Here is a 21,910-nt window from a genome sequence, read left to right as displayed (position 1 = left end):
ATGAAGGAGAGGGGCGTACAGGAAGGGAAAATTCCATGGAAGCTGATTGTCGGAATTATATTGTCGGTGTGGCTTTTGCGGACTTTTTGTGCCGAATCGTTTCGTATCCCTGCCAATCAAATGGAAAATACTTTGTTAGAAGGCGATCATCTTTGGGTTTGGAAAAGCAGTTACGGTGTACGTGTGCCTCAAACCCCAGTTTCATTACCGTTTTGTTATGATACGATTCCCGGTACGAAAATCCGGTCATATATCTCTTTGGGAATCCCGGAAATGTATTTTTTCAGAAAGTTCCCTAATCGTAATGATATTGTCGTTTTTAATATTCCTTCTTTAGAAAAGAATATTCCGGTAGATCGAAAAAAAATTGCGGTTGCACGTTGTATCGGATTTCCCGGGGATACGGTAAGTTTTCAAAATGGGGTTTTACGTATTAATGGTAACTTCGTTTCTCAGCCTTCCCGTGCAATTGCTGCTTATTTCTGCGCCGATTCGGTAAAGTCGGTGATAGATTCCTTGTTTTTAAAGTTGAATATCACTCCTGTTTCAACGAAAATCGAGAAAAAAAGTCTCTATTTTTTGTCTCGTTATGACTATTTTAGAGTCAAGAACCTATTGGCTTCTCCTGATCTTTTACAAGAAGTTAATCTTGATCGCAATAATTTTCGGGTCGTACTTCCTTTGTTTGGAGAAGCTACATCGGTGAATGCCGAAAACGCTTCATTTATTGCCCGGTTGATGAGTGCGTATGAAGGAAGAGATGTAGAGGTGCGTGACGGAAGAATCTATGATGGTGAAACCGAAATAGTTTCATATCGTTTTGCTCAGCCTTACTATTGGGTATTGGCAGATAATCGTGAAATGGGAACAGATTCGCGAAGCTTCGGAGCTCTTCCTCATTCTCATTTGGTGGGTAAAGGTAGCCGAGTCTGGCTTTCTTTCGATTCGGGAAAGCCTTTTTATAAAGCTTTTCGTATCGACCGTATTTTTAAAGTTCTTTGATTATGACTTCAGCTTGTCTTTCTACAGCTTATTTAGCTCCGGTTTCTTATTATAAAACATTGTGTAACCGAGATCATATAATTGTGGAGAAATGCTGTAATTATGTAAAGCAAACTTATCGTAACCGATGTAATATAATTAGTGCAAACGGGTTGATTCCTCTTTCTGTTCCGGTGATCAAGCCCGATACGGCGAAGTGTCTTACTCGGGATATTCGCATTTCCGACCATGATAATTGGCAACACATGCATTGGAATGCTATTGTTTCGGCATACGGTTCTTCTCCTTTTTTTGAGTATTATCAAGATGATATTATTCCATTTTTTGAAAAAAAATTATCCGGGACATTCCTATTCGACTTGAACGAGTCTTTGCGGGAAACAATATGCAGATTGTTAGAAATAACGCCCAATGTTGTTTATAGCGATGAATATGTTGATTATACAGGAAGCGAAACAGATGATTTCAGAGATGTGATACATCCTAAAAAAGAGATTGATAAAAGATTTCATCTGCAACCGTATTATCAGGTCTTTTCATCGAAGTTGGGTTTTATACCCGATGCCAGCATTCTCGATTTGCTGTTTAATATGGGACCTGAGTCTCAACTTGTGCTTTATGATCGGATATAACTGTCGAAACAAAATGTAAAGAAGACCTTGACCGAATTTCTTTATCGGAGAATTTAAACAGTCAAAGAGACGGCTGAATATTTTTGTTTGAAAACTATTACCTTTGCATCGAAAAATTCATGAATTTTTCCGTTGAGATGACTTTTGACACAAGATGCGGAAAATTATTGTGCTAAATCGAAAGTGTTATGATGAAGGATAAGTTGTGGACTCGAAGTTTTTTAGCGGTTGCCGGGGGTAATTTTCTTCTGTTTTTTGCTTTTTATCTGTTGTTACCTGTGCTGCCTATGTATTTGATGGAACAATTCGGGTCGAATAAAGCGACTGTGGGAGTTATACTTTCCTCCTATACGATAACAGCTCTTTTTGTCCGTCCTTTTGCAGGATACATGGTCGATACATTTCCCCGGAAGCCGTTACAGTTAATTTGTTATGGGGTGTTTACTCTATTTTTCGGCGGATATTTACTTGCCGGGACACTGCTTCTTTTTGCTGTAATAAGGGCGATGCACGGCCTGGCATTCGGTATGGTGACTGTTTCGAACAGTACTGTGGCGATCGATGTCATGCCGTCTTCACGCCGAGGGGAAGGAATAGGATATTATGGAGTAAGCAGTAATTTGGCAATGGCAATGGGACCTACCGTATCATTATATATATTGGATGCATTCCGCAATTATGATTCGATATTTTTATTATCCTTGTTTTCCTGTATATTGGGTTTCTTTTTGGTTACTACCATAAAAATGCCGTTGAAACAGCGTTCCGTTGAGATACAGCCGGAAAAAGAACATGTCTCTCTCGACCGTTTTTTATTGGTAAAAGGAGTATCCGGAGCGATCTCTCTTTGCCTTCTCTCGTTCAGTTACGGAGTCCTTTCTACTTATCTGGCTATATATGGGAAAGAGGAGGTAGGAATAGACTCGGGAACAGGATTATATTTTATGCTTATGGCTTTCGGTCTTATATTTTCCCGGCTTACTACCGGAAAATATTTGAATAAAGGATTGATCGTCAATATGATAACGGTTGGGATTGTATTCCTTGTTATCGGTTATTCTGTTTTTATCTTTCTGAAATCTCCTGTGGGATATTATTTTTCTGCTGCTGTTTTAGGAATGGGATACGGTTTGATTTGTCCTTCATTTCAGAATCTTTTTATCAATTTAGCTACTCATAGTCAAAGAGGTACTGCAAATTCTACATTTTTTACCGCATGGGACTTGGGGTTAGGTTTAGGAGTCTTGATCGGGGGAAGCATTGCCGATATGTCGGATTATACTGCAGCTTATACGTTTGCATTGGTATTGGTGGTGTTAGGATTCTTTTTCTTCCGCCATATTGCAGGCCCTTATTTTGAGAAAAATAAGTTGAGATAATATTTTGTTAAAAAAAACGAATTAAAATGCCGTAATTCGTTTATTATTTGTTATTTTGCCTCAAATTTCGGGTAAAAGTGTACTTGCGTTATTTTAGTTATAATTGAAGTATTGCGGGAGTCTGAGAATAAGAGAGATAGAAAATAAAAAAAAATATATCATCAAGCGGTAAAGTCATATCGGTTATCCGGTTTCTGAATTTTTTTAAGACTATCGATGTTTCTGTATCACTCTATTTTTTAGATTTCTTTCCTGAGCTTTTCAATGCTGTATTTTTGAATTATTACGAATAAAGTAATGAGCGAATCGAAATCCGGACGACATATTACGTTCTTTAATGCGCGCCTGACCTCTACTATCAGTATTTCCTTGGTACTTTTTATCTTGGGAATTGTTGTTCTTATGGGTATATTGGCAACGCGTCTTTCGATGTATGTAAAAGAAAACATGGGATTTTCCATTGTTTTGAAAGAGAATGTGACGGAGTCGCAGGTGAAAAAGTTACAAAAAAAACTTGATATAGCTCCTTATGTAAGAGCGACTCAATATATATCGAAAGAAGATGCTTTAAAAGAGTTGGAGGTCGAATTAGGGGAAAACCCGAAAGATTTATTGGGCTTTAATCCGTTGCAAGCCTCTATCGAAGTAAAACTTCGTTCGGATTATGCTCATCCTGATAGTCTGGTGTGGATCGAGAAAGGATTAAGAAAAGGAACTGTTGCGATCGATGATATAGTTTATCAAAAAGATCTGATACAACTGGTAAATGACAACATTCGTCGTATAAGTTTTATGCTTTTGGGATTAGCTGTCGTACTGATGCTCATATCGTTCGCCTTGATCAGTAATACAATACGTCTCGGCGCTTATTCTAAGCGTTTTATTATTCAGACTATGAAGTTGGTGGGAGCGACTCCTGCATTTATTCGCAAACCTTTCATCATATCCAATATTATAAACGGAATTATAGGTGCGTTTATAGCAATGGCTTTACTCTCCGGATGTGTCTATTATCTGCTGACCGAATTTGATAATCTGTACACATTGATCGATATCAGCTCCCTTTTTTGGGTGTTTGTGATTGTCCTTTTATTGGGAGTTGTACTTACTGCGATTTCTGCGTGGTTTGCTGTAAATCGTTATATCCGGATGGATCGGGATAATTTATATTATGTTTAGAACCATAGAAAATAAATATAGATGGATACAAAAGATTTTGCATTAGGAAAACAGAACTTGATTTTGATCGGTATCGCTTTTGCTGTGATTATTTTAGGGTTTGCTCTGATGGCAGGTCCCGGATCTACACCGGAACATTATAATCCGGATATTTTCAGTTTCAGACGTATCGTATTAGCTCCCGGTATTGCGTTTGCCGGATTTGTGTTTATGATTTATGCAATCATGAAAAAATCGAAATAAAACGCAGTACGATAAGTATATGGAAGAATTAAATTGGTTTCAGACCATTATTATAGCGATTGTAGAAGGATTGACCGAGTTTCTTCCGGTTTCTTCTACCGGTCACATGATCATTGCCCAGAATATGTTGGGTGTCCCGAGTAGTGACTTCGTAAAAGCATTTACCGTGATTATACAGTTTGGGGCGATCTTGTCGGTAGTCGTGTTGTATTGGAAACGGTTCTTTAAGTTGAATCCTTGTAAAATATTCGATTCTGAGGCCGTTTCCGGAAAAACTGGATCTGCCCGATGGGTGGAATACGGCAGACGGTTTTTATATAAATACGATTTTTACTGGAAGCTGTTGGTTGCTTTTATACCTGCTGCGTTTTTCGGATTATTGTTCAGTGACAAAATAGACGAGATGCTCGAAAGCGTTACGGTTGTCGCCGTTATGTTGGTTATCGGTGGTGTTGTAATGTTGTTTGTTGATAAGTGGTTTAACAAAACGACACCCGATCAGACAATGACGCTGAAAAGAGCATTCAATGTGGGGCTGTTTCAGTGTATTGCTATGATTCCGGGAGTATCTCGTTCGATGGCGACGATTGTCGGAGGTATGGCTCAGAAAATGACTCGTAAAAATGCGGCCGAATTTTCTTTCTTTCTGGCCGTTCCTACCATGTTTGCAGCTACGGCATATAAATTGTTGAAACTACTGACTTCTGAAAATGGAATGCAGGTATTGCAAGATAATTTATTGACTTTGATTGTCGGTAATGTGGTAGCGTTTATCGTGGCTTTACTGGCGATTAAATTTTTTATCAGTTTTGTAACGAAATACGGATTTAAAGCGTTCGGATATTACCGTATTATTGTAGGAGGTATCATCATTGTGCTGATGTTGTTAGGGTATAATTTGGAAATAAGCTGATGAATTTTTTAGAAGGAGAAGTTCTCTATTTCGATAAGCCTTTGTATTGGACCTCTTTTAAGTTGGTTAAGATTGTGCGTACGCGCATATCGCGGAAGTTGAAAATAAAAAAGATAAAAGTCGGGCACGCCGGAACTCTTGATCCGTTGGCTTCAGGAGTAATGATAATTTGCACCGGGAAAGCGACGAAGTTGATAGAGAGTTTTCAGTACCAGACAAAAGAGTATGTCGCAACTTTACAGTTAGGAGCAACAACACCCTCTTTTGATCGGGAAACAGAAATAGATGGGGTTTATCCGACGGAACATATAACCCGTGAAGGCGTAGAAACGGTTTTAAGGCAGTTTGTCGGTTCTATTCAACAAGTTCCTCCGGTTTATTCCGCATGTAAGATCGACGGACGGAGAGCCTATGATTTTGCACGTAAAGGTGAAGATGTCGAACTGAAAGCGAAAGAGCTTGTTATAGATGAGATAGAGTTGCTCGAGTATCAGTCTGATATAATAAAAATCAGAGTGGTTTGCAGTAAGGGAACTTATATACGGGCTTTAGCACGGGATATCGGACAGGCGTTGGGTAGTGGGGCTCATTTGATCGGTTTGGTTCGTACCCGGGTAGGAGATGTCCGTTTGGAAGATTGTTTGCAAGTCGACCAGATCGATGAATTGGTCGAAAAGGCTGTTGTTACAGAAGTTGATAATAAAGAAGAAATAAAGTAGAATATTCCGGCATGAAGTGATGTCCTCTTAAAATAGGACAGTGCTTTTTTGGAAATAAAATTGATATACAAATGAAATTATCGCAATTCAAATTTAAGCTTACCGAGGAGCAAATAGCTAAATACCCGGCAAAAAACAGAGACGAATCGCGTTTGATGGTTGTGCACCGTAATACCGGTGAAATAGAACATCGTATATTCAAGGATATACTTGAATATTTTGACGATAAAGATGTTTTTGTTTTTAACGATACAAAAGTCTTTCCGGCAAGATTATATGGGAATAAAGAAAAGACAGGTGCGAAGATCGAAGTGTTTTTGTTGCGTGAATTGAATGAGGAAAATCGTTTGTGGGATGTATTGGTTGATCCGGCACGAAAAATCCGCATTGGGAATAAGCTATATTTCGGTGAAGACGATTCGATGGTTGCCGAGGTCATAGATAATACGACATCGAGGGGACGTACTTTGCGTTTCTTGTTTGACGGTACTCATGAAGAATTTAAGGAAGCTCTTTATAAGTTGGGAGAAACCCCGCTTCCCCGCTACATAAATCGTCCTGCCGAACCGGATGATGTAGATCGTTACCAGAATATTTTTGCAAAAAACGAAGGCGCTGTTGTCGCTCCGGCTGCCGGACTGCATTTTAGCCGAGAGCTGTTGAAACGAATGGAGATAAAAGGAATAGAGAGCGGATTCCTTACGCTTCATTCCGGCTTGGGAAATTTCCGTGAAATAGATGTAGAAGATCTTACCAAGCATAAAATGGATTCGGAGCAAATGTTGGTAACGCCAGAGTTGGTTGCTTTTGTAAATAAGGCAAAAGACGAAAATCGGCAAGTTTGCGCTGTGGGAACGTCCGTGATGAGAGCTATCGAAAGTACGGTAAGTACCGATGGTCACATGAAGCCTTATAGCGGTTGGACTAACAAGTTCATTTTCCCGCCTTATGATTTTACGGTAGCAACCAGTTTGGTCAGCAATTTCCACATGCCGCTTTCTACTATGTTGATGATGGTAGCTGCATTCGGAGGGTATGATCTTGTACTTGATGCGTATGACAAGGCATTGAAAGAAGGTTACCGGTTCGGTGCCTATGGGGATGCTATGTTGATCATTTAAACTATAAGGAATGAATATTGTTTATATCGCTTTGGGGTCTAATCTGGGAGACCGGAAATATTATTTGACTCGTGCGATAGATGAAATAGAAAAGCGGATAGGGGAAATTATTTCTCTATCCGCTTTTTATGAAACCGAACCTTGGGGTTTTATTTCCCGATATCCCTTTTTGAATGCTGTCTTAAGAGTCGATACCGAGCATGATGCTATTTCTGTATTGGATTTGACACAGTCCATAGAAAAAGATTTGGGTCGTAAGGTAAAAAGTCATGGATCATATCAGGATCGCTGTATCGATATAGATCTCTTATTTTTTAATACTGAGATATTAAAAAACGACCGATTAGAACTGCCGCATCCTCTTTTACAAGAACGGCGCTTTGTCCTTGAGCCTCTTGTAGAGATTGCTCCGGATTTGTATCATCCGATCTTACATAAGACAATAAAAGATATATGGCAGGAATTTTTGTCTGTCTCAAAATAAACAGAGACCATCTCTATTTTATTTTGAGATGGCCTCTGTTTTATAGATTAATTTATCGCTTCTCCCAATAGTGTTGCCGATGAAGCATCCGTGATTTTTACCTGCACGAAATCTCCGATATGGTAGTTTTGTTTCGGGAATACGACAACTTTATTTTGTCCGGTGCGTCCGAACAAGTCTTCTCTCGAACGTTTGGAATATCCTTCGACCAAAACCTCGAAAGTTTTGCCTATATCCCGTTTATTGCTCTCTGCAGACAGCTTATTTTGTAGATCGATCATTTGTTCCAATCGTTTTATTTTGATCTCTTCTGCAATATTGTCCGGCAGATGTTTAGAGGCGTATGTTCCGGGACGTTCCGAGTATTTAAACATGAAAGAAGCGTCGAATCCTACAGTTTGCATTAAGGATAAGGTTTCTGCAAAATCTTCATCCGTCTCGGAATGAAATCCGCTGAACATATCTGTCGTAATCCCGCAATCGGGAATTATCCGGCGAATAGCGGCGATTCGGTCGAGATACCATTCCCGGGTATATTTACGATTCATCAATTTTAAAATGCGGTTGCTTCCTGATTGTACAGGTAAATGTATATGGTGGCAGATATTCGGGTTTGCAGCAATCGTGTATAAAATATCATCGCTCATATCTTTGGGATGTGAGGTCGTGAATCTTATGCGTATTCCAGAGCCAGCTTCTTTTGCAACTAAGGCGAGTAATGCCGGAAAATCTATTTTTTCACCGTTGGGACGGCTGAATATATACGAATTGACATTTTGCCCTAATAAAGTTACTTCTTTGAATCCTCTGTCTTTTAGGTCATTCAATTCTTTAAGTATGCTTTCGGGTTCTCTGCTGCGTTCGCGTCCACGAGTGTAAGGAACGATGCAATAAGAGCAGAAATTGTTGCACCCTCGCATGATAGAGATAAATCCCGAAATGCGGTTTCCTCCGATTCGTTTAGGAATTATATTTTTATAAGTTTCTGTTGTCGATAGATCTACATTAATTGCTTTTTCCCCTTGTTCTACAGCTCCGATCAAGTTAGGGAGGTCAAGATAAGCATCTGGGCCTACAACTAAATCGACATGGTGTTTCTCCAATAATTCTTCCTTTACCCGTTCTGCCATGCAACCGAGTATTCCGATTACCAGATTCTTTTTCTTTTTGCGTAAAGAGTTGAAGTATTGGAGACGAGATAAAACTTTCTGTTCGGCATTATCTCGAATAGAGCAGGTATTAACCAGGATAGCATCGGCGTCTTCGATAGAGTCGCATAGTGCATATCCGTCCATTTGCATAATAGAAGCTACAACTTCGCTGTCGGCTACGTTCATTTGACAACCATAGGTCTCGATAAAGAGTTTTTTTTCTGCTGTCTGCTCGGTCGCAGATTTAAAGTCTGCTTCGGAGTTTTCTTTCATTTGGATATATTTTTATAGTTAGAAATGGTATTATGTATTTTTTTTAGATAAAAACCTAACAAAAAATAATATATAATGCTTGCTTTTAAAAATTTATTTATACTTTTGCGTCTAACAATATATGAAATTTTTTCATAGTTAAGGTTTAGGTTAAATCTGTTAAGGGCAGTTGTGAAATTGCCCTTAATTCTTTATATACCATCGGTTTAATTTCTTATAGAGTATTTTTAACCTGCCTTTATTTATGAATTTGTTTCATATCGACTTTACATAACCGCTTTTCAGATCATTATATCTGACCGATCTGATATAAATTTTGAAAGTCATCTGTTGTTTATCAGCTTTATTTTGTACATTTGGGAACAAAAATACGAAAAGCTATGGAGAATTTGTGGATTTACGTTCTTCTTATTTTTATATTTATCGTCAGAGCGATTACTAAGAGTGCGCAGAAACAGATTGATGCCCATAAAAAAATAGATCAGGATGAGACATATATTCCGGCAGAAGAGGGCGAACATCCGGTAAATCGACCTTTAACTTGGGAGGATCTGTTCCCTTCGGAACCTAAACAGCAAGTACCTGTACGGCCTGTTGTTGTAAAGGCTGAAAAAGAAGAGAAGAAGATAAAGCTTATAAATATAGAATCGCCTTCTCAACCGGAAGTTACGAAAAAGGTTTCCGAAATCGTAAAAAAGGAAACTGTTATTCCGGATGAAGTTTATGATATTCCGAATTATTCGGATCTGTTACCTTATGGTTCGGATGAGCTCCGTAAAGCGATAATTGCTTCTGAAATTTTGGCAAGAAAGTTCTGAAAATTAAAAACACAATTGGTTCATATAAAATCTAACGCAAATATGTCATTTAAAGTTATTTCGGCAGAAGAAGCCGCCTCATATATTCATCACGACGATAATGTGGGCTTTGGCGGTTTCACAGCTGCGGGAACACCTAAAGTCGTACCCGCGGCAATAGCAAAGAAAGCACAAGAAGAACACGATGCCGGGCGTCCTTTCGCAATCGGCGTTTTTACCGGAGCTTCAACGAATGATTCTCTTGATGGGGCTTTATCCAGAGCCAAAGCAATAAAGACCCGTACACCTTATCAATCGCATAAAGACAGCCGCAATGTGATAAACAGCCGGGAGATGTCTTATTACGATATGCATCTTTCACATCTGGCTCAAAACTTGAGATATGGTTTTTTAGGAAAAATAAATGTTGCGGTTATTGAAGCTACAGATGTTTCTGAAGATGGCAAAATCATATTGGGTACAGGTGTAGGGATAGCACCTACGGTATGTCAGTTAGCCGATAAAATTATTATAGAACTTAATAGTCATAATCCGAAAGAGTTAGCAGGATTTCATGATATTTATCAACCTGCCGATCCTCCATACCGGCGTGAGATCCCGGTGTATAAACCCAGTGACCGTATCGGTAAACCGTATATACAAGTCGATCCGAAAAAGATTGTGGGAATCGTGGAAACAAATCTTCCGGACGGTGTGAAGGAGTTTGCTCCGGCAGACGAGGTGACGACCCGTATTGGAGATAATGTTTGTAACTTTTTAGTTTCTCAGTTGAAAGCGGGCTTGATTCCTAAAGAGTTTTTACCGTTGCAGTCGGGTGTAGGGAACATTGCAAATGCCGTATTAGGCGGATTGGGAAATAGCCCGGATGTTCCGGCTTTTGAAATGTACACCGAAGTGATACAGGATGCCGTTATCGGATTGATGAAAACAGGTAAGTGTAAGTTTGCCAGCGGATGTTCATTAACTGTCAGTCCGGCTGTTTTAGACGAAATATATAAGGATATAGACTTTTTCAGAGATAAGATCGTATTGCGTCCGGGGGAAATCTCCAATAGTCCTGAAGTTGTAAGACGACTTGGTTTGATAACAATAAACACAGCTCTTGAAGCTGATATTTTCGGGAATATAAACAGTACGCATGTCACCGGAAATAAGATGATGAACGGTATCGGAGGTTCTGCAGACTTTACCCGCAACGCCTATTTATCGATCTTTACATGTCCTTCTGTTGCCAAAGGCGGAAAGATCAGTGCTATCGTACCGATGGTGTCTCATCTCGATCATAGCGAACATTCGGTAAGTGTTTTGGTGACCGAACAAGGCGTCGCCGATTTACGGGGGAAATCTCCGATCGAAAAAGCGAAGCTGATTATTGAGAATTGTGCTCATCCTATGTATAAACAATTGTTGTGGGATTATCTCAAACTTGAAAGGGGAGGACATACTCCGCATAATTTGAAAGCATGTTTTGCTTTTCATCAAGAATTCAATAAATCGGGGGATATGGCTTTGACTAACTTTGATGATTATAAATGAATCTGATGATTAAATAATAAAAGAGAAGCGATCGATATATTATCGATCGCTTCTCTTTTATTATTTAGTTTATTTTAATTTAGAGCAAAGAGTCCGGGTCTAAATTATTCTTTTCTATATCGAGAAAGTATTTATATGTTCCGACTTTCAATTCGTCAGTAGCTGCATCATCACAAACAATAATGCTTTTAGGATGCATTTGCAGAGTACTGATTGTCCACATTTGACTGATACCACCTTCGACACCATGGCGCAATGCACGAGCTTTGTTGTGTCCGTTGACGATAATCAAGACACTTTTAGCGTCCATTACCGTACCGACACCTACTGTCAAAGCGGTTTTCGGAACTAAGTTTACATCATTATTGAAAAACCTTGAGTTTGCGATGATCGTGTCATGAGTCAAAGTCTTGACACGAGTACGCGATGTAAGAGCAGATCCCGGCTCGTTGAATGCTATATGCCCGTCAGGACCGATACCTCCTAAGAAAAGGTCTATACCTCCTAACGATTTTATTTTCTCTTCGTATCGGGCACATTCTTCTTCAGGATTTTCGGCATTTCCGTTCAATATATTGACATTTTCCGGTTTAATATCGATATGGTTGAAGAAATTATTCCACATAAAAGAGTGGTAACTTTCGGGATGATCTTTCGGGAGACCGATATATTCATCCATATTGAAAGTTATCACATTTTTGAATGATACGACTCCTTTTTTGTTCAAATCGATTAAATTCCGATACATTCCCAAAGGAGAAGATCCGGTCGGCAGACCTAAGATAAAGGGTTTTTCTTCTGTCGGATTAAACTCATTGATTCGGGCGGCAACGTAATTGGCTGCCCAACGCGATACGTTTTCGTAGTTCGGTTGAATAATTAGTCTCATAGTATATTTATATTTGTTGATATGTCCTTTTCTGCATGTTTTATTCAAACTTTGTTTCAAAAGTACGTAAATTTAACTATTAAAAACGATACAATAAGGTAAAATCGTATCAAATTATTGTTTTTGGCACAACCTTTATAAAAATGAATGTACTTTTTGTGGGTAATAATATATATCTTTGTTATTCTAAATTTAATAAACCCATACTATGAAAGCAAATTTAAGCTCTCAAATCAAATTAGACAGAACGCCGAAACGTTACTATCGGCCGGATAATGCGTTCGAACTTACCGCTCTTACGCGTTTTGAAAAAGTATTTACTGAAATTTATGAAAGCTCCGAAGAGGGAGCATTGCAAGTAGCTCGTGAAGTTGCCGATTTAATGCGTACCCGTGAGAAAGAGGGACGTTTTTGTGTTTTAGCATTAGGATCAGGTGCCGGAACTCATGGTGTATATCGCGAATTGGTGCGTATGCATCAAAATGAAGGTTTAAGCTTCTCTAATACTATTATATTCAATGTCAGCGAGTTTTTTCCATTAGAGGCAGATGCTCCCGGAACATCGAAGTTATTGCATGAAGTATTGATCGATTTGATAGATATCGATCCTCAAAATGTATATACTCCGGATGGGACTATTGCTAAGGAGTCGATTTTCGATTTTTGTAAAGATTATGAAAAGAAAATCGAAAAATTAGGCGGACTTGATCTTACATTAGTGGAGTTCGGACCTTCCGGAAATCTGGCATTTAACGAACCGGGTTCTCAAATCAATTCTTCTACCCGTTTGATGTTGTTAGGTAGCGAATCTCGCCACAATTTTGCAAAATTATTCCACTCCAATGAGGCAGTTCCTCATAGTGCTATTACGATGGGTATTTCGACTCTTTTGGGTGCGAAAAAAGTGATTGTCGTAGGTTGGGGCGAGACAATAAGTCCCTATGTGAGACAAGCGATCGAAGCTCCTGCATCCGATACCGTTCCGGCAAGTTTTCTGCAATCCCATAAAGAGTCTAAATTCGTTTTAGACCTTTCTTCAGCAGAACACCTGACACGTTTAAGTACTCCTTGGTTGGTTACTTCTTGCGAATGGGACGATAAATTGATTCGTCGGGCTATCGTATGGCTTTGCCGTATTACGGGCAAACCTATTTTGAAATTAACGAATAAAGACTATAATGATAACGGTTTGAGCGAATTGTTGGCGCTTTTCGGTTCGGCATATAATGTAAATATCAAGATATTTAATGATTTGCAGCATACTATTACCGGGTGGCCGGGTGGAAAACCGAATGCCGATGATACTTTCCGACCTGAACGGGCGAAACCTTATCCTAAGAAAGTTATTGTATTCAGCCCGCATCCTGATGACGATGTGATCTCTATGGGAGGCACATTAAAACGTCTGGTAGATCAACATCATGATGTACATGTTGCTTATGAAACATCGGGAAATATCGCAGTCGGAGACGAAGATATGATGCGTTATGTAATGCTTATGGGAGGAATCGCAAAAGATTTTTGCTTCGATACTCCGGAATTTATGGCTAAACATGCGGAAATAACTAAATTTGTAAAAGAGAAAAAGGACGGGGACATAGATACACCCGATATTCGCCATCTGAAAACGTTGATTCGTCAGGGAGAAGCGCGTACTGCATGTAATTATATCGGTGTGAAACCGGAAAATGTTCATTTCCTGAATTTGCCGTTTTATGAAACGGGAACAATTAAAAAAGGAGATTTGACCGAGGTAGATAGAGATATTGTCAAAGATCTTCTTGAAAAAATTAAGCCGGATCAGATTTTTGTTGCCGGAGACTTGGCCGACCCTCATGGCACTCATCGTGTTTGTTTGGATGCGGTTCTTGCGGCTATTGACGATATCAAGGATGAGGAATGGATGAAGAATTGCCGTATATGGATGTATCGCGGTGCATGGGCAGAATGGGAAATCGACCACATCGAGATGGCTGTACCTATCAGTCCGGAAGAATTACGCCAAAAACGAAATTCTATCTTGAAACATCAGTCGCAAATGGAAAGTGCACCGTTCCTTGGTGATGACGAACGTCTTTTCTGGCAACGGGCAGAAGACCGGAATAAGGCAACGGCAGACTTATATACCAGTCTTGGTTTGGCTTCGTACGAAGCGATAGAGGCTTTTGTAGAATATCATCCGTTGCGATAATATTATAAAGAGTAGTAGAAAGAAAGCGGGCTGTCTCATTTTTAAGTGGGGCAGCTCGTTTTTTATGATTATGGATTAAAATCCGGATTCATGAAATTTTGGATGTCGACAAGTACCTCTTGAGCCTGTTTGGCCGGACTTTCGGGGTTTATCTCCGTAGCGCTTAAATAGTAAAAAGTCGCTTGTTTCCAGTTTCCTTTCTTTCTAAAAATATTACCTAACAAATAATACGCCTCATCGTCTTTCTCATTTTGTTCGATACGCCGATTGAGCAATTCGATAGCCTCTTCCAATCTGTTTTCAGCGATTAAATCTTTTATTATGTCTGTTGTTTCCATATTCTGCCGTTTTTACAAATATACGCTTTTTGATCAGATTAAACTTTAAATAGGCCCTAAAGTGGAATAATTAACGTTTTTACGAGAACAGAGTTTTTATCTGGAGAAGTACACCCACCTTTTTGGGGGAAAGGCAGAATAAAAAGAGATTACCGTTGTCGATAATCTCTTTTTTTTGTAGCGGAGCCGGGAATCGAACCCGGGTCTCAACAATGAGAATGTTACATGCTAGGCCACTACACTACACCGCCATAAATATGCAGCAAATGTATATAAAATTTTAAATCGATGTTCTCGAATATTGATTTTTTTTGGAAAATTTAAAATATCTCTTTAAGTGAGAATATTTTGGTTCGATATACCTTCTTATCTAAAAAATTAAAATAGGGAGTAATACTTTTATTACATTTGTAACTTGGATAATAAGTTCATTATTCGATTATAAATACGATACTGTTTTGTGTATGTTACAAAAAATATTCGGGTTCAATAAGCAGACGATGAACCTACGCACAGAAATAATTGCAGGAATTACGACTTTTTTGACAATGAGCTATATTTTGGCTGTAAATCCGGCAATGTTGAGCATTACGGGTATGGATAAAGGGGCAATCTTTACCGCCACAGCCCTTGCTGCCGCTATCGCTACGCTTTTGTTAGCTTGGATGGCAAAATTACCTTTTGCCCAAGCTCCGGGTATGGGGCTGAATGCTTTCTTTGCTTTTACCTTAGTGCAGGGTATGGGTTATTCTTGGGAAACGGCATTGACAGCGATGTTTGTAGAAGGACTTATATTTATATTGATTACACTGTTAAATGTCAGAGAAATAATACTGAATAGTATTCCGGTGAACCTCAGGCACGCTATATCTGCCGGAATCGGAATGTTTATCGCTTTTATAGGATTAAAGAATGCCGGCATTATAGAATCGAACCCTTCGACATTCGTGGCATTAGGGCATTTTACTCCTATATCTTTATTAGCTATTTTCGGAATATTGCTGAGTGCCGTGTTATTGATAAAGAAGGTAAAAGGCGCTCTGTTTTACAGCATTCTTTTGTGTACGATTGCCGGTATACCGTTAGGTGTTACCGAGATACCGGAAAATTTTATACCCGTTTCCATGCCTCATTCCATAGCCCCTACATTTTGTAAATTCGATTTTGAAGGCTTCTTTACTTTAGATATGGCAATTATCATTTTCACATTGTTGTTTATGAATATATTCGATACGCTGGGAACTTTGGTCGGACTTGCTACGAAAACAGGAATTATGGATAAAAATGGACATATTCCCCATGTGAAAGAAGCCATGATGTCCGATGCTATCGGGACTACGATCAGTTCGATGTTAGGAAGTTCTACTGTCACGACTTATGTAGAAAGTGCTTCGGGTATTGCGGAAGGAGGGCGTTCGGGCGTTACTTCTCTGATTACCGGTTTGCTTTTTATTCTGGCGCTCTTTTTTGCTCCTGTTTTTCTATTGATACCCGGAGCAGCTACGACCGGAGCTTTTGTTTTAGTCGGTGTATTTATGATGGATTCTATCGGTAAGATAAATTTGTCCGATATTTCAGAAGCTCTCCCGGCTTTTGTTACGATTATTATGATGGTGCTGACCTATTCGATAGCCAACGGTATCATTTTGGGATTGCTTTGTTATGTGTTGTTGAAGTTGTTCTGTGGGAAATATAAGCAGATTACCCTTACGATGTATATTCTCGCTATATTGTTTATTATAGATCTTATTTTGGCGTAGCACAATATCCGATAAAATGTATTTTAGAATCTGTTTAAATTTTGTTCGGAGTGTTTTTGTGAATTTTTTTGAGGGTATTTGGGGGATAAATATTAATTTACACACGTACCGAAATCCATTATAAATAAAAAAACAGCTATTTACAAAATATGCAAATAGCTGTTTATCAAGAGCGGCAAACGGGACTCGAACCCGCGACCCTCAGCTTGGGAAGCTGATGCTCTACCAACTGAGCTACTGCCGCATTTCTTTTTGACGTGGACAAAGATACAATTTTTTTTATTTCAATGTATATTCTGTAAAAATCTTTTTTTGTTTAGTGATGTAAGAGGCTGTTCAAGTTTTCTGATAAAGAGCTTTTCAAAGTTGACTCCGGGTAAAATTTAGACAGGCATTTAAAATCTACATAAAGAAGTCGATGCCTTTGGCAACACAGTAATAACGGAGGAATTTGCCTGCAAGCATCGATAAATTTGTAATAAGTACATTGGCACGCATAAGCCCTAATGTGACGATGATCAGATCTCCTCCGGCAGGAAGAAAGACGAAAAAAGCCATCAGAGCTCCTTTCCCTTGCAAAAATTTTTGAGTTTTATCCAAACTCGATTTCTTAATGCGCAGATATTTCTCTATCCATTCGACTTTTCCCAGTCGTCCTATATAATAGCAGGTTACTCCTCCCAGCCAATTTCCGGCAGTTGCCGAAGCGAGACATCCCCACTCGTTATATCCGGCATATAGCAGTAGGCCTAATACGACTTCTGAACTAAACGGAAGAATGCTTCCGGCAAGAAAACCTGCTATGAAAAGCCCTATATAACCCCACTCACTAAGTCCTGCAATAAAATCCATAAATAGAATAATAGGTAAATGAATATAATGGTATAGAACAAATAAACCATTACCTTGTTGGTAATGTTATTGAAGAGGTGTGATGCTTGTATTGCTACATATACATTTAAAAAAGGCAGGAAGTTGTAAAACTCCGAAATATTCAACCCGATGAATATTGTTGTACACACAGATAAGACATTGATAAACTCGTTGTAAACGCGAGTACATATTTTGTCGCTGTAATGCTTATAAAGGCTGCTTATGCCAGCAATGAATCCGATGGCGATTGTCGGTAAGAGATATAATAACTGAGAAAATTCGCCTTCGTCATGTAGCCAATGTATTGTCCCGGCGGTTTTGAATATTTTATCGAATGATAACGGATAATTCCAAATGAAATGCCCTCCGTAAAAGAGCCATATAACCGTAATAATTCCGATTATGGACGCAAAAAATGTTTTAGAATTTAATGCCCGGGTCTGATATAATCCGATCCAGAATATCGGGAGAAAGAATATTAACGGTGTCCAAAACAGAAAACCGGCTGTAATAAGCAGGGAAAAGGTAAAAGCTTGATTCTGCGGGCGAATATTTTGATATGTACTGTAAAGAAGTGCTATGGACAATAAGATCACCGGTACGAGAATATTGCCGATTCGTAATTCTGAAGTCAGTTCGGGATTAGAACATTCAAGTAATAAGAAAAACAGCAAAGGAAGCGATGAATGCGCTCTAACGATCGTATATATGTTATTGATCCATAGGAGTAATAAACTGCTTATCAAGATTGCTCCCAGATTGATAATAATACGGATATGCTCGGTATGTATTCTGTTGAACAAAAAAGACAGCAAGCCTTCTGTGCCGGATACCTGCGGCTCGTAAAAGAAGTAAGCTACCAAAGATAACAAACAGGCAGCTACCACACTGAATGTAATGGTGGTAGTACTGCCCGAAATATTGTATAGCTTGTCTTCCCTCATATTGTTAAAGGTCAAAACCTATATCGTGGCGGAAATATTTCTTTTCGAAGGAGATTTTTTCCGCATTCTTAAATGATGTCGCAAGAGCTTCGTTTTTATCTTTTCCATAAGAGCTTACGGCGATAACGCGACCTCCGTTCGTGACGATGTTCCCGTCTTTCAATGCTGTCCCGGCGTGGAACAAGATACTGTCGTTTATCCGGTCGATTCCGGTGATTATTTTCCCTTTTTCATAATTACCCGGATAACCTCCCGATACGAGCATAACCGTTACTGCGGAGCGAGGATCGACTCGGAGTTCTTTTTCGGATAGTTTGCCTTCGGCTACACCTTCGAATAGTTCGACCAAATCGGAAGCTATACGGAGCATTACCGCTTCGGTTTCGGGATCTCCCATTCGCACGTTATACTCTATTACCATCGGTTCGTTTTTCACATTGATAAGACCGAGGAATATAAAACCTTTGTATTCGATATTTTCGGCTTTCAGGCCTTCTATTGTCGGTTTTACGATACGGTCTTCGACTTTTTTCATAAATTCGGCATCAGCGAACGGTACGGGAGAAACCGCACCCATACCTCCCGTATTCAATCCGGTATCGCCTTCCCCGATCCGTTTGTAGTCTTTCGCCTCAGGGAGTATTTTATAAGAATTGCCATCGGAAAGAACGAAGACCGAGCATTCGATTCCGGATAAAAATTCTTCTATGACGACCGTGCTGCTCGCTTCTCCGAACATACCGCCGAGCATTTCTTTCAGTTCCCGTTTCGCTTCGTCCAAGTCGGGAATGATCAGTACACCTTTCCCGGCTGCCAATCCGTCGGCTTTCAGTACGTACGGAGCTTCCAATGTGTCGAGAAAAGCGCATGCTTTGTCATACTGCTCGGCCGTGAAACTTGCATAGCGGGCGGTGGGGATATGATGACGCATCATAAATGCTTTGGCGAAGTCTTTGCTCCCTTCGAGTCGTGCACCCTCTTTTGATGGTCCTATTACCGGAATTTTATTTAATTCCGGATCGTTTTTGAAATAATCGTATATACCTTTTACCAATGGGTCTTCAGGTCCTACTACGACCATATTTATGTTATTGTCGAGGACAAACTGACGGATACCGTCAAAATCGGATGCCGACAGAGCTATGTTGATGCCGATCGACGCTGTTCCTGCATTGCCCGGGGCAATATATAGTTTATTTACTTTCGGACTTTGTTTTATTTTCCATGCCAGAGCGTTTTCCCGGCCTCCTGATCCTAATAACAAAATGTTCATTATTGTCTGTTTTTCTTAGTTTATTTTAAATAATCATCAAAATACCGAGTTATTTTTTCATATAAATGTACCCGGTCAGGACCCAATACATTATGGAAGTGTCCCGGATATACAAAGTAGTCGGGATATGTCCCGGATTGAATGCAACTTTTTAAAAAAGACAAGCTGTGTTGCCAGACTACGACCGGATCTTGATCTCCGTGTATCAGCAATAAATGTCCTTGAAGGTTTCCTGCAATACGGTTCAAATTACTGTTTTCATATCCTTGTGCATTCTCTTTAGGCGATCCCATATAACGTTCCCCGTACATTATTTCATAATATTTCCAGTCGATTACAGGACCTCCGGCAACACCGGTTTTGAATGTTTCGGGATTGTTCAGCATCATATTCGTGGTCATAAATCCGCCGAAACTCCATCCGTGTACACCGATTCTGTTTTCATCGACATACGGTAGAGATTTCAGCCATTTTATACCTTCCATCTGATCTTGCAGTTCAATCTTTCCAAGCTGCCGATGAGTAACGTTTTCGAATGCCGATCCCCGGTTTGCCGATCCTCTTCCATCTATTGTAAAGATAATATATCCCCGATTTGCCATATAAATATCCCAGCCTCTGGCATCCCACTTCCAGCCATCCCGAACTTGTTGGACGTGAGGGCCTCCATACACATATACGATGACAGGGTATTTCTTACCGGTTTCGATTTTTGCCGGTTGTGTAAGACGGTAATATAAGTCTGTTTTTCCGTCCGCCGCCTTTATTGTCCCGCACTTTATATCCGGCATTGCATAACCGTCATAAGGGTCGGGCGCACATAATAGATTTTTTGTTTTACCTGTTTTCAGATCGGAGAAATCGATCATGCGGGGAGTATTATGGTTACTGTAACGGTCTATCATATATCGTCCCGATTTGCTCATCAGGGGGGTGTGTACGCCGTTTGCAGGAGTCAGTCTTTCCCGTTTTCCGTTTGAGAGAGTTACCCGGTATAAATTCACTTCCAGAGGAGATGCTTCGGTAGAGGTGATATACAAGTATTTTCCTGTCGGATCTATTTCTGCCGAAAGGACTTCCCATTCTCCCCGAGTGATTTGCCGGATCATTTTTCCCGATGTGTCGTAAAGATATAGATGCCGGTAACCGTCTTTTCGGGAAGTGTAAATAAATAATTCGGGTTTTCCGGGAATGAAAATCAGCGGATTTTCCGGTTCTACATATTTTTCATTTGTTTCGGTAAACAAAGTGCGGAGATGCTTTCCTGAAGCAGCATCATATACTTCGACAAGGCAAGTGTCTTGACGGCGGTTCAATTCTTGTATATAAATTTCTTTTTCATCGGGCGACCATGTTATATTAGTAAAATAACGGTCTTTAGGAGTTCCTGTATGCAGATATACGGTATTTCTGTCTGAAAGACGAAAAACACCGACTGTTACTTCGTGACTCCGCATGCCTGCCATCGGGTATTTGATATTTTTCAATTTAGCTTCTCTTGCCGAAATATCTACTAATGGATAGTCGCCTACCATGGTTTCATTCATCCGGTAAAATGCAAGAGCATTTCCTTTCGGAGACCAAAAAGTACCTTTCTTGATCCCGAATTCATTCCGGTGTACGTTATTTGCACCCATCGAAATATAGCCGTTCGAATCTTTACCTACGGTTATCCGTTCTCCGTTTGGCGATATAATATATAGTCCGTTCTCATTGGTCAGGGCATATTGGCGTTTGTGCGGGTCAAAGTCGAAATCGGTGTCTCCTTTTTCCAATGGATAAAGCTGTTCGATAGAGCTGCCGTCGGCAGATAAATGGATAAAATGCTTGTCATGTAAAAACGATATTCCGTTTTCTTTTCCGTCTTCCCACACTGATATTCTGGGCATCGATCCGACAGGTTTCAGCCCTTTTTCCGCAATAAACCGGTTTATATCCTTTACGGTAACAAGAACCTTTTCTTTATGATTTCCCGGTTTTACGATCATTATAGAATCACCTTTTTGATAAATATAATTTTCTCCGAGAAATTGTAGTTGCTTTATATTTTTCGGCACGAATCGAGCGTAAGTTTTGCCTCCGGGCATCAGGTTATCGAGTGAAAATTCTTTAAGTTGAGCCGATACAGCCATAAATTGAGTGATTGCTAATATAAATAAAAAACGGAGTTTCATTCAATAAATCATTTTTGT

General features: G+C 39.6%; 20 protein-coding genes and 2 tRNA genes. 13 read left to right on the top strand and 9 right to left on the bottom strand.

Annotated elements, in window-relative coordinates; genetic code table 11:
* The 9 genes from lepB (at position 1) to folK (ending at position 7,672) form a co-directional block, all read left to right on the top strand.
* The gene (gene lepB, locus QUE35_RS09025) at positions 1–1,002 is read left to right on the top strand and encodes a signal peptidase I (RefSeq protein ID WP_022391230.1); all 1,002 of its coding nucleotides are present in this window, start codon (positions 1–3) and stop codon (positions 1,000–1,002) included.
* Positions 1,003–1,004: 2 nt separating this feature from the next.
* Entirely contained in the window at positions 1,005–1,634 is a 630-nt protein-coding gene (locus tag QUE35_RS09020) for a WbqC family protein (RefSeq protein WP_022600043.1), read from the top strand.
* Between the two features lie 188 nt (positions 1,635–1,822).
* Complete coding sequence (locus tag QUE35_RS09015; RefSeq protein WP_052330514.1) at positions 1,823–3,013, top strand: MFS transporter; 1,191 nt, start codon at positions 1,823–1,825, stop codon at positions 3,011–3,013.
* Between the two features lie 297 nt (positions 3,014–3,310).
* A complete protein-coding gene (locus tag QUE35_RS09010; RefSeq protein WP_286260642.1) occupies positions 3,311–4,192 on the top strand; it encodes a cell division protein FtsX in 882 nt (293 codons plus the stop codon).
* Positions 4,193–4,213: 21 nt separating this feature from the next.
* A complete protein-coding gene (locus tag QUE35_RS09005) occupies positions 4,214–4,435 on the top strand; it encodes a DUF3098 domain-containing protein (protein ID WP_009318341.1) in 222 nt (73 codons plus the stop codon).
* A 19-nt stretch (positions 4,436–4,454) separates the two neighbouring features.
* Positions 4,455–5,348, top strand: coding sequence for an undecaprenyl-diphosphate phosphatase (locus QUE35_RS09000; RefSeq protein ID WP_022391233.1), 894 nt, complete (start codon positions 4,455–4,457; stop codon positions 5,346–5,348).
* Positions 5,348–6,067, top strand: coding sequence for a tRNA pseudouridine(55) synthase TruB (gene truB, locus QUE35_RS08995; RefSeq protein ID WP_022600037.1), 720 nt, complete (start codon positions 5,348–5,350; stop codon positions 6,065–6,067). The genes QUE35_RS09000 and truB overlap by 1 nt, the downstream gene beginning before the upstream one ends.
* Before the next feature lie 71 nt (positions 6,068–6,138).
* The gene (gene queA, locus QUE35_RS08990) at positions 6,139–7,188 is read left to right on the top strand and encodes a tRNA preQ1(34) S-adenosylmethionine ribosyltransferase-isomerase QueA (protein WP_022391235.1); all 1,050 of its coding nucleotides are present in this window, start codon (positions 6,139–6,141) and stop codon (positions 7,186–7,188) included.
* A gap of 10 nt (positions 7,189–7,198) precedes the next feature.
* Entirely contained in the window at positions 7,199–7,672 is a 474-nt protein-coding gene (folK, locus tag QUE35_RS08985) for a 2-amino-4-hydroxy-6-hydroxymethyldihydropteridine diphosphokinase (protein WP_022391236.1), read from the top strand.
* Between the two features lie 47 nt (positions 7,673–7,719).
* On the opposite strand, the gene miaB is transcribed toward folK, so the two are convergent.
* Positions 7,720–9,096 carry a tRNA (N6-isopentenyl adenosine(37)-C2)-methylthiotransferase MiaB gene (gene miaB, locus QUE35_RS08980; RefSeq protein WP_022600034.1) on the bottom strand — a complete coding sequence of 459 codons (1,377 nt, stop codon included), beginning with the start codon at positions 9,094–9,096 and terminating at the stop codon, positions 7,720–7,722.
* Positions 9,097–9,476: 380 nt separating this feature from the next.
* On the opposite strand from miaB, the gene QUE35_RS08975 reads away from it, so the two are divergent.
* Positions 9,477–9,914 carry a hypothetical protein gene (locus QUE35_RS08975; protein ID WP_022600032.1) on the top strand — a complete coding sequence of 146 codons (438 nt, stop codon included), beginning with the start codon at positions 9,477–9,479 and terminating at the stop codon, positions 9,912–9,914.
* Positions 9,915–9,956: 42 nt separating this feature from the next.
* The gene (locus QUE35_RS08970) at positions 9,957–11,450 is read left to right on the top strand and encodes a butyryl-CoA:acetate CoA transferase (RefSeq protein ID WP_022600030.1); all 1,494 of its coding nucleotides are present in this window, start codon (positions 9,957–9,959) and stop codon (positions 11,448–11,450) included.
* Between the two features lie 79 nt (positions 11,451–11,529).
* Here the strand turns inward: QUE35_RS08970 and nagB are convergent, their stop codons facing one another.
* Positions 11,530–12,339, bottom strand: coding sequence for a glucosamine-6-phosphate deaminase (gene nagB, locus QUE35_RS08965; RefSeq protein ID WP_122329723.1), 810 nt, complete (start codon positions 12,337–12,339; stop codon positions 11,530–11,532).
* Between the two features lie 208 nt (positions 12,340–12,547).
* Between nagB and QUE35_RS08960 the strand changes: the two genes are divergently transcribed.
* Positions 12,548–14,530 (top strand): glucosamine-6-phosphate deaminase, encoded by a 1,983-nt coding sequence (locus QUE35_RS08960; RefSeq protein ID WP_009318330.1) that lies wholly within the window; start codon positions 12,548–12,550, stop codon positions 14,528–14,530.
* A 68-nt stretch (positions 14,531–14,598) separates the two neighbouring features.
* Here QUE35_RS08960 and QUE35_RS08955 read toward each other — a convergent pair whose 3' ends face one another.
* A complete protein-coding gene (locus QUE35_RS08955; RefSeq protein ID WP_009318329.1) occupies positions 14,599–14,868 on the bottom strand; it encodes a tetratricopeptide repeat protein in 270 nt (89 codons plus the stop codon).
* A 178-nt stretch (positions 14,869–15,046) separates the two neighbouring features.
* Positions 15,047–15,119: transfer RNA gene (locus QUE35_RS08950), tRNA-Glu, on the bottom strand.
* A 213-nt stretch (positions 15,120–15,332) separates the two neighbouring features.
* On the opposite strand from QUE35_RS08950, the gene QUE35_RS08945 reads away from it, so the two are divergent.
* Positions 15,333–16,628, top strand: coding sequence for an NCS2 family permease (locus QUE35_RS08945; RefSeq protein WP_022600025.1), 1,296 nt, complete (start codon positions 15,333–15,335; stop codon positions 16,626–16,628).
* 171 nt (positions 16,629–16,799) lie between these two features.
* Here QUE35_RS08945 and QUE35_RS08940 read toward each other — a convergent pair.
* The 5 genes from QUE35_RS08940 to QUE35_RS08920 form a co-directional block, all read right to left on the bottom strand.
* A tRNA-Gly gene (locus QUE35_RS08940) sits at positions 16,800–16,872 on the bottom strand.
* A 158-nt stretch (positions 16,873–17,030) separates the two neighbouring features.
* Positions 17,031–17,480: a YqaA family protein gene (locus QUE35_RS08935; RefSeq protein WP_022390052.1), complete on the bottom strand. Its 450-nt coding sequence runs from the start codon at positions 17,478–17,480 to the stop codon at positions 17,031–17,033.
* Positions 17,441–18,445 carry a hypothetical protein gene (locus QUE35_RS08930; protein WP_009318325.1) on the bottom strand — a complete coding sequence of 335 codons (1,005 nt, stop codon included), beginning with the start codon at positions 18,443–18,445 and terminating at the stop codon, positions 17,441–17,443. Before QUE35_RS08930 ends, QUE35_RS08935 begins: the two co-directional genes overlap by 40 nt.
* Before the next feature lie 4 nt (positions 18,446–18,449).
* A complete protein-coding gene (gene purD, locus QUE35_RS08925; protein WP_022600023.1) occupies positions 18,450–19,718 on the bottom strand; it encodes a phosphoribosylamine--glycine ligase in 1,269 nt (422 codons plus the stop codon).
* Positions 19,719–19,738: 20 nt separating this feature from the next.
* Positions 19,739–21,892 (bottom strand): S9 family peptidase, encoded by a 2,154-nt coding sequence (locus QUE35_RS08920; protein ID WP_031258168.1) that lies wholly within the window; start codon positions 21,890–21,892, stop codon positions 19,739–19,741.
* Between the last annotated feature and the right edge of the window lie 18 nt (positions 21,893–21,910).

Origin of the sequence: Coprobacter fastidiosus (genome assembly GCF_030296935.1) — a bacterium.
In the GTDB taxonomy this organism is placed as follows: Bacteria; Bacteroidota; Bacteroidia; order Bacteroidales; family Coprobacteraceae; genus Coprobacter; species Coprobacter fastidiosus.
This window is presented reverse-complemented; position numbering and strand designations above follow the sequence as displayed.